General features: G+C 72.3%; 15 protein-coding genes. 8 read left to right on the top strand and 7 right to left on the bottom strand.

Annotated features, from left to right (window positions below):
* Positions 1-18 precede the first annotated feature (18 nt).
* Positions 19-921 carry a hypothetical protein gene (locus tag ACL02U_RS12890; RefSeq protein ID WP_412790897.1) on the bottom strand — a complete coding sequence of 301 codons (903 nt, stop codon included), beginning with the start codon at positions 919-921 and terminating at the stop codon, positions 19-21.
* A 228-nt stretch (positions 922-1,149) separates the two neighbouring features.
* Here ACL02U_RS12890 and gcl point away from each other — a divergent pair, with 228 nt between their 5' ends.
* Positions 1,150-2,937 carry a glyoxylate carboligase gene (gene gcl, locus ACL02U_RS12885; RefSeq protein WP_412790896.1) on the top strand — a complete coding sequence of 596 codons (1,788 nt, stop codon included), beginning with the start codon at positions 1,150-1,152 and terminating at the stop codon, positions 2,935-2,937.
* A 433-nt stretch (positions 2,938-3,370) separates the two neighbouring features.
* Here the strand turns inward: gcl and ACL02U_RS12880 are convergent, their stop codons facing one another.
* From ACL02U_RS12880 to ACL02U_RS12860, 5 genes are all read right to left on the bottom strand, one after another.
* Complete coding sequence (locus ACL02U_RS12880; RefSeq protein ID WP_412790895.1) at positions 3,371-3,622, bottom strand: hypothetical protein; 252 nt, start codon at positions 3,620-3,622, stop codon at positions 3,371-3,373.
* 188 nt (positions 3,623-3,810) lie between these two features.
* On the bottom strand, positions 3,811-4,482 hold the full coding sequence (locus ACL02U_RS12875; RefSeq protein ID WP_412790894.1) for a nucleotidyltransferase domain-containing protein: 672 nt from the start codon (positions 4,480-4,482) through the stop codon (positions 3,811-3,813).
* A 571-nt stretch (positions 4,483-5,053) separates the two neighbouring features.
* Positions 5,054-6,517 carry a catalase gene (locus tag ACL02U_RS12870; RefSeq protein WP_412790893.1) on the bottom strand — a complete coding sequence of 488 codons (1,464 nt, stop codon included), beginning with the start codon at positions 6,515-6,517 and terminating at the stop codon, positions 5,054-5,056.
* Between the two features lie 172 nt (positions 6,518-6,689).
* The gene (locus ACL02U_RS12865; RefSeq protein ID WP_412790892.1) at positions 6,690-7,598 is read right to left on the bottom strand and encodes a 2-hydroxy-3-oxopropionate reductase; all 909 of its coding nucleotides are present in this window, start codon (positions 7,596-7,598) and stop codon (positions 6,690-6,692) included.
* Between the two features lie 38 nt (positions 7,599-7,636).
* A complete protein-coding gene (locus tag ACL02U_RS12860) occupies positions 7,637-8,476 on the bottom strand; it encodes a TIM barrel protein (RefSeq protein WP_412790891.1) in 840 nt (279 codons plus the stop codon).
* Between the two features lie 343 nt (positions 8,477-8,819).
* Here ACL02U_RS12860 and ACL02U_RS12855 point away from each other — a divergent pair, with 343 nt between their 5' ends.
* The 7 genes from ACL02U_RS12855 (at position 8,820) to ACL02U_RS12825 (ending at position 14,767) form a co-directional block, all read left to right on the top strand.
* Positions 8,820-9,068, top strand: coding sequence for a hypothetical protein (locus ACL02U_RS12855; protein WP_412790890.1), 249 nt, complete (start codon positions 8,820-8,822; stop codon positions 9,066-9,068).
* On the top strand, positions 9,065-9,433 hold the full coding sequence (locus ACL02U_RS12850; RefSeq protein ID WP_412790889.1) for a helix-turn-helix domain-containing protein: 369 nt from the start codon (positions 9,065-9,067) through the stop codon (positions 9,431-9,433). The genes ACL02U_RS12855 and ACL02U_RS12850 overlap by 4 nt, the downstream gene beginning before the upstream one ends.
* 268 nt (positions 9,434-9,701) lie before the next feature.
* A complete protein-coding gene (gene uraD, locus ACL02U_RS12845; RefSeq protein ID WP_412790888.1) occupies positions 9,702-10,214 on the top strand; it encodes a 2-oxo-4-hydroxy-4-carboxy-5-ureidoimidazoline decarboxylase in 513 nt (170 codons plus the stop codon).
* On the top strand, positions 10,214-10,612 hold the full coding sequence (uraH, locus tag ACL02U_RS12840) for a hydroxyisourate hydrolase (RefSeq protein ID WP_412790887.1): 399 nt from the start codon (positions 10,214-10,216) through the stop codon (positions 10,610-10,612). The genes uraD and uraH overlap by 1 nt, the downstream gene beginning before the upstream one ends.
* 7 nt (positions 10,613-10,619) lie before the next feature.
* Positions 10,620-11,567, top strand: a complete 948-nt coding sequence (gene pucL, locus ACL02U_RS12835) for a factor-independent urate hydroxylase (protein ID WP_412790886.1) — start codon at positions 10,620-10,622, stop codon at positions 11,565-11,567.
* 118 nt (positions 11,568-11,685) lie between these two features.
* Positions 11,686-13,065: an 8-oxoguanine deaminase gene (locus ACL02U_RS12830; protein ID WP_412790885.1), complete on the top strand. Its 1,380-nt coding sequence runs from the start codon at positions 11,686-11,688 to the stop codon at positions 13,063-13,065.
* A gap of 373 nt (positions 13,066-13,438) precedes the next feature.
* On the top strand, positions 13,439-14,767 hold the full coding sequence (locus ACL02U_RS12825) for a nucleobase:cation symporter-2 family protein (RefSeq protein ID WP_412790956.1): 1,329 nt from the start codon (positions 13,439-13,441) through the stop codon (positions 14,765-14,767).
* Positions 14,768-14,962: 195 nt separating this feature from the next.
* Here ACL02U_RS12825 and ACL02U_RS12820 read toward each other — a convergent pair whose 3' ends face one another.
* Positions 14,963-15,961: an NADP-dependent oxidoreductase gene (locus ACL02U_RS12820; protein WP_412790955.1), complete on the bottom strand. Its 999-nt coding sequence runs from the start codon at positions 15,959-15,961 to the stop codon at positions 14,963-14,965.
* Positions 15,962-15,998: the final 37 nt, after the last annotated feature.

The raw sequence follows: 15,998 nt of genomic DNA, 5'->3' as shown, positions 1-15,998 counted from the left end.
GCGCCGCCGCGCGGCCGCTCAGCCGTTCCCCGGCGCCGCGAGTTCCCGTGCCGCGGCGTTGACCGGCCGCGGGACGCCCGACGGGGGCAGTACGAACAGGGGGACTCCCAGGAGGTCGGCGCGGGCCCGGGCGTCGCCCGCGTACCCGGACCGGGAGAAGTAGACGCAGTCCGCGGACTCCGTCATCGCGGTCAGCCACAGGCACTCCACGTCCCGCAGGGCGGCCGGGGGAGCCGCCGGATCCACCTGCGCCAGCACGCCCCGGGCCGCCAGACCGATGCCGCGCGGCGGTCGCCGGTGCGCGCGGCGGACGTCCCGGTACCCCAGCCAGCGCAGGTACAGCACGGTGGTGGTGACGGCGTCCCGTGCCGTGCGGATGGCCACCGGCCGGAACGCGGCACGCGGGACGGGCCCCGCCGGTCCCGCGTGTTCTTCCGGTCCTGGCGGTGCTCCGGGTTGCGACCGTCCCGCCCGTGCGTCCGGTCCCGCCGGTGTTGCGGGTTCCGACTCGCCCGCCGGCCTCCGCGGACCGGCGCGCCCCGTCCGTCCCGCCGGTGGCGCCGTTCCCGATCGGTCCACGGCCGCCGCCGGGCTCGCCGGTCCGGCCGCCGGGCCTGAGGGAGGCCGCCGCCGAGGGGTGGCCGTCGCCGTCCCGGCACCTTCGCGCGCCACCGGAATCCGCAGCAGCGTCCCGCAGGGGCATCCCAGTTCGGGCTGCGGCCACTGCTCCAGGCGTCCGCAGGCCCCGCACGGCACGGCCACCCACTGCTCCTCCCAGACCCGGTGCCGGACCGCCGAGGGCACCGCCCGCCGGTCCGGGGCCATCGCGACCCGGGCCCCGCAGGCGCACGGATAGGAGGGCGGGGTGTAGAGGCGCTCGCGCCGGCAGTCCGGGCAGCGCACCGGCACGCTCTCGGGCATGGTCCGCTCCCCACCGTGTGTCGCGTCGGGCCGCCGTCCTCATCGTCCTCCACGTGGGCGCCCCCTGTCCGTGTCTTGACGACCTTCGCACCGCCGCCTACATTGCTTCCAGATAGTAGAAACTTAATTCCGTATCGCGGAATGAGCGAACGGAAGCAGGACGAGGACCAGAGCTCACCGCGGGGCGCGACGGGGGAGCCGATCCGACAGCCGAAGCAGGAGAACTCCATGGCTCGTATGACCGCTGCCCGCGCGGCAGTCGAGATCCTCAGGCGCGAGGGCGTCACCCAGGCGTTCGGCGTCCCGGGGGCGGCGATCAACCCCTTCTACAAGGCGCTGAAGGAAGGGGGCGGAATCGACCACACCCTCGCCCGGCACGTGGAGGGCGCCTCGCACATGGCGGAGGGGTACACCCGCACCCACCCGGGCAACATCGGCCTGTGCATCGGCACCTCGGGCCCGGCCGGCACCGACATGATCACCGGCCTGTACTCGGCCATCGGGGACTCCGTCCCGATCCTCTGCATCACCGGCCAGGCCCCGACCGGCGTGATCCACAAGGAGGACTTCCAGGCCGTCGACATCGCCACGATCGCCAAGCCGGTGACCAAGATGGCCGTCACCGTCCTGGAGGCCGCGCAGGTCCCCGGCGTCTTCCAGCAGGCGTTCCACCTGATGCGGTCCGGCCGCCCCGGCCCGGTCCTGATCGACCTGCCCATCGACGTCCAGCAGACCGAGATCGAGTTCGACCCGGACACGTACCAGCCGCTGCCGGTCTACCGGCCGGCCGCCACCCGCGCCCAGATCGAGAAGGCCCTCTCCTACCTGCTCGCCGCCGAGCGGCCGGTCCTCGTCGCCGGCGGCGGCGTCATCAGCGCCGACGCCTGCGCCCTGCTGACCGAGTTCGCCGAGCTGACCCGCACCCCGGTCATCCCGACCCTGATGGGCTGGGGCGCCCTGCCCGACGACCACGAGCTGAACGCCGGCATGGTCGGCGTGCAGACCTCGCACCGCTACGGCAACGCCACCTTCCTGGAGTCCGACTTCGTCCTCGGTATCGGCAACCGCTGGGCCAACCGCCACACCGGCTACAAGCTGGACGTCTACCGGCGGGGCCGGAAGTTCGTCCACGTCGACATCGAGCCGACCCAGATCGGCAGGATCTTCCCGCCCGACTACGGCGTCGTCTCCGACGCCAGGGCCGCGCTGGAGCTGTTCGTGGAGGTCGCCGGGGAACTGAAGGCCGCCGGCCGGCTGCCCGACCGCGACGCCTGGGTCGCCTCGACGCAGGAGCGCAGGGCCACTCTGCAGCGCCGTACGCACTTCGACGACGTCCCGATGAAGCCGCAGCGCGTGTACGAGGAGATGAACCGGGCCTTCGGGCCCGAGACGCGGTACGTCAGCACCATCGGCCTCTCCCAGATCGCCGGCGCGCAGATGCTCCACGTCTACCGGCCGCGCCACTGGATCAACTGCGGTCAGGCCGGACCCCTCGGCTGGACCGTCCCGGCCGCCATCGGTGTCGCCAAGGCCGACCCGGACGCCCAGGTGGTCGCCCTGTCCGGGGACTACGACTTCCAGTTCCTGATCGAGGAGCTGGCGGCCGCCGCGCAGCACCGCATCCCCTACGTCCACGTCCTGGTGAACAATTCCTACCTCGGGCTGATCCGCCAGGCGCAGATCGGCCTGGACATCAACTTCCAGGTCAACCTGGAGTTCGAGAACGTCAACTCGCCGGAGATCGGCGTGTACGGCGTCGACCACGTCAAGGTCGCCGAGGGGCTCGGCTGCAAGGCGATCCGGGTCACCGAGCCGGACCGGCTCGGCGCCGCCTTCGAGGAGGCGAAGAAGCTCGCCGCCGAGTACCGGGTGCCGGTCGTCGTCGAGGCGATGCTGGAGCGGATCACCAACATCGCGATGAGCCGCACGATGGACATCAGCGATATCTCCGAGTTCGAGGAGCTGGCCACCGAGCCCGGCCACGCACCGACCGCGATCAGGCCACTGAAGGTCTGAGCCCCGCCCCGCACGGCCCCGCCACCGGCCCCCGCACCGGCGGCGGGGCCACGCGCGTTCACCCTGCTGGTGCTGGTGCTGGTGCGGAACACGGCGCAGGATCCGGCGCGCGGCGGAACTCCTCGCGGTGCGGTCCCGCCACCCCTGGGGGTGTGCGTTCGGAGAAGTGCGACAGTTCTCCGGAAACTGTCGCACTTCTCCGAACCCGTCGGCACCCGCGGTGCCTTCCCGCCGTGCCACTTCCCGCCGTGCCACCGCGGAGGCCGGTCGTGGTGGTGGCGCGCCGGGCGCGAGGCCCGGGCCGCCACGCCGACAGCGGTCCGGCCGCGGCCCCGCCCGCGCGGTCCGACCCGGCGACGGCGTGGCGGAGGTGGCCGGGGCGGCCGGGCGGGCCCTTGGGCGCACCGGGTCACGTGGCCGTCCGCCCGGCTTTTCAGCCCGCTCCGCCGCCGTGCTCGTGGTGTTCGGACAGCCCGGGCCAGTCGTCCGGGCCGCCGCCCTGCCAGTCGATGAGGGAGCTCGCCGCCACGTCCGTCACATAGTGGTCGGCCAGTCGCAGGATCTCGCTGACGTCGTCCACGTGCGTGGCGATCCCCAGAGTGCGGTCGCCCTCGGTGACCCGCCGGGAGCCGTCCAGGGCGGGTGGGTGCACCACGACGTGCGGGTGCTCCGTTGGATGTGCCATGCCTTCAGGTTCCTGCGGAGGAGGTGCCCGCGCACCCCGGAAGGGACCGCCGAGCCGACGCCCTCGCGGAGGCGGGGCGGGCGGGCCGCCGCGAGCGCCCCGGTGCGGGCCGACCTGTCGGGCTGCAGCACGAGCCCCGGCCGCCGGGACCCGACCCGAAAGCCGTCCGGACGGCAGTCCGGACGGTGTCAGCGCCGCTCCCGGCCATGGGGCAGGCCGTCCGGAAGACCCGCCTCGGGCGGTCGGCGGTGCGGGTCCGGCACTTCGAGGCGGTGGACCCACGGGTGATCCCCGTACGTTGCGAGGATGGCTTCGGCGAGCCAGATCCTCTGTGCCGGCCCGAGCATCGGCAGGACTGCGGTCAGGTCTGTCTCATCCTTGGACCGGGGGTTCTTGGCTTTGTAGTAGAGCTGGACCTCAGGGCGCAGATAGGGGATGCCGGCCGTGCCGATCGCGCCCAACTCCGCCACGGGGCGGTGCACGGCGGCGTCGCGGCGGGACACCCACAAGCCGTCCTGTGCTTCGTCCAGCATGATCTGGATGCGCCAGGGCCTGCCGGGCCCAGGGCGGCACCAGATGTCGTGGACGCCCGTGGGCAGGTACTCGCCGGGTAGCCAGGGGCGAAGTGTGCCGGGCGGATCAGCCGCCCACCACTCCCATCCGGCGAGCACGTGCTGGGCGGCGTGCTGGTCTTCGCGCAACAGCAGGACATCGATGTCGCCGTGCTCGCGGATCGCCTGTCCGACGGCGAGCTCGATGGCGTGGCCGCCCGCGATCCACCAGGTGCAGCGCGCACGTGAGAAGAGGCCGGCGACTTCAGGCAGTGGGGCGGGCTCCCACGCGGACGAGTCGGTCGTCATCCCGGGAGCGTAGCCGTTCGGCGGCAGGTCGGGTTCACCGAGAATCAATGCCGCGCCGGCTCGCCGGCGAATTCCGCTCTTCGGCCGGAGCCGTCGCGGCCCGGTGGCGGCCGTCCGACTCGCCCAACCGCGCCGGGCACCGGTCGAACAGGTGGAGACGATCAACGCGTTGCGGCGGTTCAGGGGCGCATGCCGGTGGCCGCGACTCAACCTTGGGTCGGTTCCGGTGAAGGGCTGGAGCGCCGGATGCGGAACCGTCCGCGTCCGGCGCTCGCCGGTGTCTGGCCGTCCGACGGCGCGAGGCTGGGCGCGACAGGACGTTCGCGCCGCCGGACGGAGTCCGTGTGCGGCTGGGACCGCGGCGGGGTGCGACGGCTCCGGAACGGTCCTCCCCTCAGGTCGAAGGAGGAGAGCCCGGGCCTTCACCACCGCACTGGCTCGCACGCCGCCGCGGTCCTCGTCCTGCCCGCCGGGCCGGCCGACCACCCCTCATCCGGGTCGGCCGACGACGGCGGGCGAAGCGTCCGTGACGTACTGACCTCCCGTCAGGTCACGGACGCGGCTCGGGGTCTCAGTCCTCGCGCAGGGCGCGAACCGCCTCCTCCACCCGCTTGCCGTACTCCGGGTCGGCGGCGTGGAAGTGGGCCAGGTTCTTCTCGATCACGTCGTCGCGGGAGACCTGGGACAGGCCCCCGGCGATGTTCGCGACCAGCCGGGACCGCTCCTCCGCCGACATCAGCCGGTAGAGCTCGCCCGCCTGGAAGAAGTCGTCGTCCTTGAGGTGCTGCGGGGCCTCGTGGGTGCCGGTCCAGCCGGTCACCGCGAGGGGTGCCGACAGCGGGCGGCCGGTCTCGGCCGGGCCGTCGTACGAGTTCGGCTCGTAGTTCCTGGCCTGGCGTCCCTGGGAGTTGCTCGCCATGAGGCCGTCGCGGCCGTAGTTCTCCGCGCCGCCGGGCACCGCCTTCGGGGCGTTGACGGCGAGCCGGGTGTGGTTGACGCCCAGACGGTAGCGGTGCGCGTCCGCGTAGGCGAACAGGCGGCCCTGGAGCATCTTGTCGGGGGAGGGGCCGATGCCGGGGACGAAGTTGTTCGGGGAGAACGCGGCCTGCTCGACCTCGGCGAAGACGTTGTCCGGGTTGCGGTCCAGCACCAGGCGGCCGACGCGCTTCAGCGGGTAGTCGCGGTGCGGCCAGACCTTGGTCAGGTCGAACGGGTTGAAGCGGTACTCCGCCGCCTCGGCGGCCGGCATGATCTGGACGTAGAGGGTCCAGGACGGGTGGACGCCGCGCTCGATGGCTTGGAGCAGGTCCGTCTGGTGCGAGTCGGCGTCCTTGCCTGCGGTCTCGGCGGCCTGCTCGCTGCTCAGGCTGCGGACACCCTGGTTCGTCTTGAAGTGGTACTTGACGAAGAAGGTCTCGCCCTCGCCGTTCGTCCACTGGTAGGTGTGCGAGCCGTAGCCGTTCATGTGGCGGTAGGAGGCCGGGATGCCGCGGTCGCCCATCAGCCAGGTCACCTGGTGGGTGGCCTCGGGGGCATGGGCCCAGAAGTCCCAGACGTTGTCCGGCTCCTGCTTGCCGGTGAACGGGTCGCGCTTCTGCGAGTGGATGAAGTCGGGGAACTTGATGGGGTCCTTGATGAAGAACACCGGGGTGTTGTTGCCGACGAGGTCGTAGTTGCCCTCCTCGGTGTAGAACTTCACCGCGAAGCCGCGCGGGTCGCGCACCGCGTCCGCACCGCCGAGGGAGTCCGCCACCGTGGAGAAGCGCAGGAACACCTCCGTGCGCTTGCCGACGGTGTTCAGGAAGTCGGCGTGCGTGAAGCCGGTGACGTCGTCGGTCACCTCGAAGTGGCCGTAGGCGCCGGAACCGCGGGCGTGCACGACGCGCTCCGGGATGCGCTCGCGGTTGAACCGGGCGAGCTTCTCCAGGAGGTGCTGGTCCTGGATCAGGAGCGGGCCGCCGACGCCGGCGGAGGCGGAATTCTGGTTGTCGGCGACCGGGGCGCCGGACTCGGTCGTGAGCACGCGCTTCGACATCGGGGACCTTCCGTACGAGGGGCAGCGGAAAACCATTTCCGCTTTGTGGAGCCTAGGGATGCGGCGATCTGGACGTCAACAGTTTGTTGAAGTGGATTCCGGGCGGCGCCGCCGCTTGGGCGCGACGGGACAGGTGTCGACGGAGGCGCCGCCCGGAGTGCGGGGGGCCGGGTCAGGCCTGGGCGCCGGAGAGGCGCTCCACGGCCCGCAGCAGGGCCGAGTGGTCCAGGCCGCCGTCGCCCTGGGCGCGCAGGGAGGCGACCAGTTGGGCGACCACGGCGCCGACCGGAAGGGCGGCGCCGACGTTGCGCGCGGCGTCGGTGACGATGCCCATGTCCTTGTGGTGCAGGTCGATGCGGAAGCCCGGCTTGAAGTCGCGGGCCAGGAAGTTGTCCTTCTTGCGGGTGAGGACGGTCGAGCCCGCCAGTCCGCCGTTGAGGACGTCCAGCGCGGCCCCGAGGTCCACGCCGGACTTCTCCAGGAAGACCACCGCCTCGGCGCAGGCCTGGATGTTCACCGCCACGATCAGCTGGTTGGCCGCCTTCACGGTCTGGCCCGAACCGTGCGGACCGCACAGCACGATGGTCTTCCCCAGCGCCTCGAAGAGCGGCTTCGCCTGCTCGAAGTCGTCCTGCCCGCCGCCGACCATGATGGACAGCACGGCCTCGACGGCGCCGGCCTCGCCGCCGGAGACCGGGGCGTCCAGCACGCGGATGCCCTTGCCCGCGGCGGCCGCGGCCAGGTCCACGGAGGTCTGGGGGGTGATCGAGGACATGTCGATCAGCAGGGCGCCGGACCGGGCGTTCTCCAGGATGCCGTCCGGGCCGTAGCAGACCGCCTCGACCTGCGGGGACGCCGGAACCATGGTGACGATCACATCGGCGTCGCGCACGGCGTCGGCTATCGAGGCCGCCGCGGTGCCGCCGGCGGCGGCCAGCCGGTCCAGCTTGTCCTGCTCCAGGGTGAAGCCGGTGACCTGGTAGCCCGCCTTGATCAGGTTCTCGGACATGGGGGAGCCCATGATGCCGAGGCCGATCCAGGCGACCGTCGGGAGTGCGGAAGCCGCGGGGGTGTTGCTCATGTCGGGGTGCCTCTCTGCGTACGGGGGCGTGCGGGTGGTCAGCGGGCGGCGCGGGCCTCGCGCGGCAGCCAGTCGAAGGCCTCGGCGCCGGTGCGGTCCCCGGGCTTGTACTCCAGGCCGACCCAGCCCTCGTAGCCGGCCTTCCGGAGCTGGTCGAGGAGGTCCTCCAGGGGGAGGGAGCCCGTCCCCGGCGCGCCGCGGCCGGGGTTGTCGGCGATCTGCACATGGCCGGTCCGCGCGGCGTACCGTTCGATGACCGCCGGCAGGTCCTCGCCGTTCATGGACAGGTGGTACAGGTCCATCAGGAACCGGGCGTTGCCGAGGCCGGTCGCCTCGTTGACCCTGTCGACGACGGCGATCCCGGCGGGAGCGGTCACCAGGGGGTAGCGCGGCGACTCCGGCTGGTTCAGGGTCTCGATCAGCAGGACCGCCCCGATCCGGTCCGCGGCGCGGGCCGCCAGGACCAGGTTCTCCAGGGCGAGCGCGTCCTGTTCGGCCGGGTCGGCCCCGTCGACCCGGTTGCCGTACAGGGCGTTGAGTGCCGTGCAGCCCAGCGACCGGGCGAACTCCGCCGCCACGTCGATGTTGGCGCGGAACCGCTCCGACTCCTCGCCGGGGACCGACAGGGCGCCGCGGTCCGGGCCCGGCAGTCGGCCGGCGTAGAAGTTCAGGCCCGTGAGCTGTACGCCCGCGTCCTCGATCGCGTGCCTCAGCGCGTCCAGTTCGGACTGCTCGGGGGTGGGCGAGTCGACCCAGGGCCACCACAGCTCGACCGCGGTGAAGCCGGCCGCGGCGGCGGCCGCGGGACGCTCCAGGAGCGGGAGTTCCGTGAAGAGGATCGACAGGTTGACGTTGAAGCGCTGGTCTGCGAATCCCATCGGGGCCGCGCTCCCTTCCCTGCTGGCGATTGGTCCGCCTCGGATGTTATTTCCGTATGACGGAATTTAGTTTCTGCTTAACGGAAGACTGCCTGCGGTGGGGGAGGGCTGTCAAGGCCGGACGGCAAAAAGCGCCGCCGGCCGGCCCGGCCCCCTCCGGACCCCGTGCCGCTCCACCACGGCGCCTGCCGCGGCGCCCGGCCCTGCGCCGAGCTGTGCGGGCGGTGTCCGGGGAGGCGTCCGTGCCCGTCGGTTAAGGTCTCCTGCAAGCGGCCGGGACGGTCCGGCCCCCGTCCGCGGGCCTGACGGAACGCGCGGGCGGAGCGGATGCCATGGGGGCACAGTGCGACTGAAAGTGGAGTTCACCACCGAGCCCTTCGACCTCGAGGAGGCGCCCGCCCACGCGGTCGTCGCCCGCGAGGTCATCGAGGCGGCCGAACTGGACACGGTGGACGTGGGCCCGTTCGGCAACAGCGCCGAGGGCGGTGCGGACGCCGTGCTGGCGGCCGTGGACGCGCTGCTGCGCAGCACCCTTCGGGCCGGTGCCACCCGGATCTCGCTCCAGGTCAGCGTGGCGGGGGAGGGACGGTGACCGCCCACGCCGACGAGCCCTTCGTCACGGCCGTGAAACCGCTGGTCGACGCCATGGGCGCGGAGCTGGTCCCACCCGACGAGGCCGGCCCCGACGACGTCGTGCTCGCCTGGGAGGGTGCCGACGTGGTCGCCGTACGCCTGCCCCAGCTCGCCGACTCCCTGGACCACATCCTGGCCGCGATGGAGCGCAGGAAGGGCAGGCCCCTGGCCGACCTCGACCGCAAGTCCAAGCAGGAGGTCGTACGCACCCTGGAGGCGCGCGGCGCCTTCTCCGTGCGGCACGGCGTGGAGACCGTGGCGAGCGCGCTCGGCGTGAGCCGCTTCACCGTCTACAACTACCTCAACCGCGAGAAGAGCACCTGAACCGCCGGGCGTCCGCTCCGGTGGGGACACTCCCGCGCCGGGTTCCGCGGGCGCCTGTTCCGGCAGGTCCACGGGATCCCGCCCCGGGATGCGGGCCCGCGGGGCACCCCCGGTGCACGGCCGCCGTCCGGCATCCGGGTGGCGTGATTCGGCATCCGGGGTTTTGTTACCCCGAATTTTCAACAAACTGTTGACCGTCGCTCGTGGAGAGCGTTAGCTATCGGCAGCCCGTTCAGCACGACGGCCGTTCGCGGCCACGGAGGCTCCCGTGACGTCGACTTCCACGCCCCCGGGCCTGGCCCGCTTCAACAACCTCCCGGCGGACGCGGCACGGTCCGCGCTGCTGGAGGCCTGCGCGGCCACGGCGTGGGCCGACCGGCTCCTCGCCGCTCGCCCCTACGCCGGCCCGGACGATCTCTACGCCGCGGGCGACGCCGCCATGGCCGAGCTGACCGCCGCGGACCTGGCGGAGGCGATGGCCGGACACCCGCCGATCGGCCGCCCCAAGCCGGGAGACCCGGCGTCCGCGAGGGAGCAGCGCGGCATGGCCGGCGCCTCCGAGGAGCTGAAGGCGGAGATGCTCGAACTCAACCTGGCCTACCAGGAGAAGTTCGGCCACGTCTTCCTCATCTGCGCCACCGGCCGGACCGGCGAGCAGATGCGCGACGCGGTCAGGGAGCGGATCGGGAACTCGCCGGAGCAGGAGCGGGAGATCGTCCGCGCCGAGCTGGGCAGGATCAACCGAATCCGACTCGCACGACTCGTCGAAGAGGACGCCTGATGAGCACGAGCACCACCGCCTCCGTGTCCACGCACATCCTGGACACGTCCGTCGGCCGCCCCGCCGGGGGCGTCGCCGTCCACCTGGCCGCCCGCACCGGGCGCGAGGCGGACTGGCAGGCGCTCGGCGGGTCCGCGACCGACGCGGACGGGCGGTGCAAGGACCTCCCGGCGCTGCCGGAGGGGACCACCCACGTACGGCTCGACTTCGCGGTGGAGCCGTACTTCGACAAGAAGCAAGCCGATGCGCAGCAGGACGCCCCCGCGAACCGGGACAGCGGCGCGCAGTCCGTGTTCTTCCCGGAGGTGGCGATCACGTTCGCCGTCGTCCCCGGGGAGCACTACCACGTGCCGCTGCTGCTCAACCCGTTCGGCTACTCCGTTTACCGAGGGAGCTAGCAGACACATGGCAGACAATTCCCGCCCCGCCCGCCCGACGATCCTGGGCCAGAACCAGTACGGCAAGGCCGAGAACCGGGTCGTGAAGATCACGCGGGACGGCGCCACCCACCACATCAAGGACCTGAACGTCTCGGTCGCCCTGTCCGGCGACATGGACGACGTCCACTACTCCGGTTCCAACGCGCACGTCCTGCCCACCGACACCACCAAGAACACGGTGTTCGCCAAGGCCCGGGAACACGGCATCGAGTCGGCCGAGCAGTTCGGCATCCATCTCGCCCGCCACTTCGTGACCTCGCAGGAGGTGATCCACCGGGCCCGGATCCGCATCGAGGAGTACGCCTGGGACCGGATCGAGACCTCCGACGCCAACTCCCGGTTCATCGGGGCCGACGAGGTCAAGCACTCCTTCGTCCGCACCGGGCAGGAGACCCGCCTGACGCAGGTCACCTACGACGGCGAGAAGTGGGAGGTCGTCTCCGGCCTCAAGGACCTGACGGTCATGAACTCGACCAACTCGGAGTTCTGGGGCTACATCAAGGACAGGTACACCACGCTCCAGGAGGCCCACGACCGCATCCTGGCCACCTCGGTGGCCGCCTGGTGGCGGTTCAACTGGACCGACGACGAGCAGAAGACGCCCCACTGGGACAAGTCCTACGCCCAGGTGAAGAAGCACATGCTGCAGGCCTTCGCGGAGACCTACTCCCTGTCGCTGCAGCAGACGCTGTACCAGATGGGCTCGCGCATCATCAACAACCGCAGCGAGATCGACGAGGTGCGGTTCTCCCTCCCGAACAAGCACCACTTCCTGGTGGACCTGGAGCCGTTCGGGCTGAAGAACGACAACGAGGTGTACTACGCCGCCGACCGCCCCTACGGCCTGATCGAGGGCACCGTCCTGCGGGAGGGCTGCGAGCCGCGGATCCCCGTGGACCTCACCAACCTCTGATCCACCTCCTTCTCGGCACCCGTGGCCGGGGTACGCGCGTCCCCGGCCACGGCACTCAAAACTCCCGGGTCCTGCCGTGCCCTCCCCCCTTCAGTCCACTGAGCGAAAAGGACGAACCATGGCAGCAGCGCAGCGCATCGTCATCGAGAACTGCGCCATCGCGACGGTCGACGCCGACGACACCGAGTACGCCCGCGGGCACGTCGTCATCGCCGGCAACCGCATCGAGTCGCTCGGCGCGGGCGAGGCCCCGAAGGACCTGGAGAACGTCGCCCGGCGCATCGACGCCTCCGGCCACCTGGCGACCCCGGGCCTGGTCAACACCCACCACCACTTCTACCAGTGGATCACCCGGGGCCTGGCCACGGACCACAACCTGTTCGACTGGCTCGTCGCGCTCTACCCCACCTGGGCGCGCATCGACGAGCCCATGGTGTACGCGGCGGCCCAGGGCTCCCTGGCGATGATGGCCCGCGGCGGCGTGACCACCGCCATGGACCACCACTACGTCTACCCGCACGGCGCCGGCGACCTGTCCGGCGCGATCATCCGCGCCGCCCGCGAGACGGGGGTCCGCTTCACGCTGGCCCGCGGCTCCATGGACCGCAGCGAGAAGGACGGCGGCCTGCCGCCGGACTTCGCCGTGGAGACCCTCGAGGACGCGCTGGCCGCCACCGAGGCCACCGTCCGCGAGCACCACGACGCCTCCTCCGACGCCATGACGCAGGTCGCCGTCGCCCCCTGCTCGCCGTTCTCGGTCTCCACCGAACTCCTCAGGCAGGGAGCAGAACTCGCCCGCCGGCTGGGAGTGCGTCTGCACACCCACGGCTCGGAAACGGTGGAGGAGGAGAAGTTCTGCCACGAGCTGTTCGGCATGGGCCCGACCGACTACTTCGAGTCCACCGGCTGGCTCGGTGAGGACGTCTGGATGGCGCACTGCGTCCACATGACCGACTCCGACATCGCCGCCTTCGCCCGCACCCGGACCGGCGTCGCCCACTGCCCCTCCTCCAACGCCCGCCTCGCGGCCGGCATCGCCCGGGTCCCCGACATGCTGAAAGCGGGCGTACCCGTCGGCCTCGGAGTCGACGGCACCGCCTCGAACGAGTCCGGCGAACTCCACACCGAGCTGCGCAACGCGCTGCTCATCAACCGCCTCGGCCCGCACCGCGAGGCGGCACTGACCGCCCGCCAGGCCCTCCGCCTGGGCACCCACGGGGGCGCGCAGGTCCTGGGCCGGGCCGCCGACACCGGCTCCCTGGAGCCCGGCAAGCTGGCCGACCTGGTCCTGTGGAGGCTCGACACCCTCGCCCACGCCTCCATCGCCGACCCGGTGGCCGCGCTGGTCCTCGGCGCGGCCGCCCCGGTCACCGCCTCGTTCGTGAACGGCCGCCAGATCGTGGAGGACGGCCGGCTGCTCACCGTCGACGAGGACGCCGTCGCCCGGTCCACCCGGGCGGAGGCCCAGCGCCTGGCGCGGATCGCCGCCCAGGGCTGACACCACCGCAGGACCCCGGCCGGGAGGGACGGCTCCCGGCCGGCAGCCGTGGACCCGAGCGGGGTCCATGGCGGCCGTCTCCGGGGTGCGCGCACGCGCGCGCCCCGGAACGGTCCCGTCAACCCGGCGGGCCCTCCGCACCCCTCGACCGGTTCGAGCGGGAGGCACCCCTCATGCCCGCGTGCACCACCTCCCTGAACCCGTGTCAGAGCCGATGCGTCAACCGACCGGAGGAGCTGCCGTGTCCGCCCACCCCACAGACGAGCCGAACCCAGCCGGCACGTCCCGCCCCGCCGACGGGTCCCCGTCCGTCGACGCCGCCCCGTCCGTCGACGCGATCCACCCCGTCGACCGGAAACTCCCGGCCGGCAGGATGGCCACGACCGGCCTGCAGCACGTGGCCGCCATGTACGCCGGGGTCGTCGCCCCGCCGCTGATCGTCGGCGCCGCCATCGGCCTGTCCGCCGCGGACCTCACCTTCCTCACCGGCGCCTGCCTGTTCACCGCCGGTCTCGCCACCTTCCTGCAGACGCTCGGCATCTGGAAGATCGGCGCCCGGCTCCCCTTCGTCAACGGCGTCACCTTCGCCGGGGTCGCCCCCATGACCGCGGTCGTCGCCTCCACCGGGGACAAGCACGACGCGCTGCCGATCATCTACGGCGCGGTGATCGTCGCCGGCCTGCTCGGTTTCGTCGCGGCACCCTTCTTCAGCAAGGCGGTCCGCTACTTCCCGCCCGTCGTCACCGGCTCGGTCATCACCCTGATCGGTGTCTCCCTGCTCCCCGTGGCCTTCGGCTGGGCGCAGGGCCCGGACCCGTCGGCCGGCGACTACGGATCGTCGACGTATCTCACGCTGGCCGCCGTCACGCTCGTCATCGTGCTGCTCCTGCGCCGTTTCACCAGCGGGTTCGTCAAGCAGATCGCGGTGCTGCTCGGGCTGGTCGCGGGCACGCTCATCGCGATACCGCTCGGCGTGACCGACTTCGGCCCGGTCGCGGACGCCGCCCCGGTCGGCTTCCCCACCCCGTTCCACTTCGGTGCCCCCCAGTTCCACATCGCCGCGGTCCTCTCGATGTGCGTGGTGATGGTGGTGTCGATGACCGAGTCGACCGCGGACATGCTGGCCCTCGGCGAGATCGTCGGCCGTCCGTCGGACGAGAAGGTCATCGCCGCCGGTCTGCGCGCCGACACCCTCGGCTCGGCACTCAGCCCGCTGTTCAACGGCTTCATGTGCAGTGCCTTCGCTCAGAACATCGGCCTGGTCGCGATGACCCGGATCCGCAGCCGGTACGTGGTCGCCACCGGCGGTGCCTTCCTGCTGCTGATGGGGCTGTGCCCGATGGCGGCCGCACTGATCGCCGTCGTCCCGCGTCCGGTGCTCGGCGGCGCCGGCGTGGTGCTCTTCGGCTCGGTGGCGGCGAGCGGCATCCAGACCCTGGTCCGCGCCGGGCTGGACCGCGACAACAACGTGCTGATCGTCGCGGTCTCCCTCGCCGTCGGGATCATTCCCGTCTCGGCACCGGGCTTCTACCACTCCTTCCCGGAGACCGCGAGGATCGTCCTGGACTCGGGTATCTCCATGGGCTGCTTGACCGCGGTCGTCCTCAACCTGGTCTTCAACCACCTCGGCCGCAGCCGCGGCGAGGCGCAGGACGTCACCCATCCGATGGAGTCCGGCGAGGAGATCGCCGCCGTGCACTGAGCATCCGGCGGAACGGCCGCACCGCACGACGGGCCGGACCGCACGACGGGCGGAACGGAGCGTACGACCGGCGGGCACCGCGGAAGGCACGGTGTCCGCCGGTCCTGTGCGCCCGCCCGGTCCTGTGCGCCCGCCCGGTCCCGTGTGCCCGCCGGTCCCGTCTGCCGGGCTCCGGCGTGCCCGCCGGTGGCGCGGCTAGGGCGGCGGGGCCTGGAGCGGCGCGGGGTCCGCGGACGTCCGGGCACCGTGCGCGCCGCCCGCCGCGCTCCGCGGGCCCACCGTGAGGACCAGCTTGCCCTGTACGCGGCCGGTCTCCAGGGCAATGTGCGCCTCGGCCGCGTCGGCGAGCGGGTAGGAGGCCTCCACGTACGGGCGGACGGCCCCGGTGTCCGCGAGTTCCGCGATGCGTTCCAGGGAGGCGTAGTCGGGCTCGACGGAGATCACGGCGAAGCGCACCCCGCGCTTCTCGGCGGCCGCCCGGAGCGCGTCGCCGTCCTCCAGGATGCTGATCAGGACGCCTCCGGGACGCAGCACGCCGAGCGAGCGCTCGCCCTGCTCGGTCGAGTCGAACACGATGTCCATGTCCCGGACGGCGTCCGTGAAGTCGACGGTGCGGTAGTCGATCAGCTCGTCGGCGCCCAGACCGCGCAGGAAGGCGTGGCGCGAGGGGCTCGCCAGCGCGGTGACCCGGGCGCCGTGCGCCTTGGCGATCTGGACGGCGAGGTGCCCCACGCCGCCCGCCGCGCGGTGGATCAGCACGCGGTCGCCGGCCTTGACCCGCGCGATGTCCACCAGACCCTGCCAGGCGGTCAGCGAGGCGAGCGGCAGGGCGGCCGCGTGCACGTGGTCCAGGGAGGCCGGCTTGCGCGCGAGCTGCCGGGAGGGCGCGGCCACGTACTCGGCGTAGGCGGTCGCCGCGCGCGGGAAGAACGGCATGCCGTACACCTCCTCGCCGACCGCGTAACGTGCGCCGGGCCCGGCCTCCTCGACGACGCCGGACAGGTCCCAGCCCACTCCGAACGGCGGCTCGCCCAGCAACGGGTACTCGCCCGACCTGACCGCCGCGTCCACCGGGTTCACCCCGCAGGCGTGCACCCGCACCAGGACCTCCCCGGGCAGCGGCCGCGGCCGGTCGGTCCAGGCGACCTCCAGCACCTCCGGTCCGCCGAACCTGTTCTGCACGATCGCCTGCATCAGCACGAGCCGCCTCCCCGCCGGGCACTGCCGCATC

Source organism: Streptomyces sp. MS06 (assembly GCF_047200655.1).
In the GTDB taxonomy this organism is placed as follows: domain Bacteria; phylum Actinomycetota; class Actinomycetes; order Streptomycetales; family Streptomycetaceae; genus Streptomyces.
This window is presented reverse-complemented; position numbering and strand designations above follow the sequence as displayed.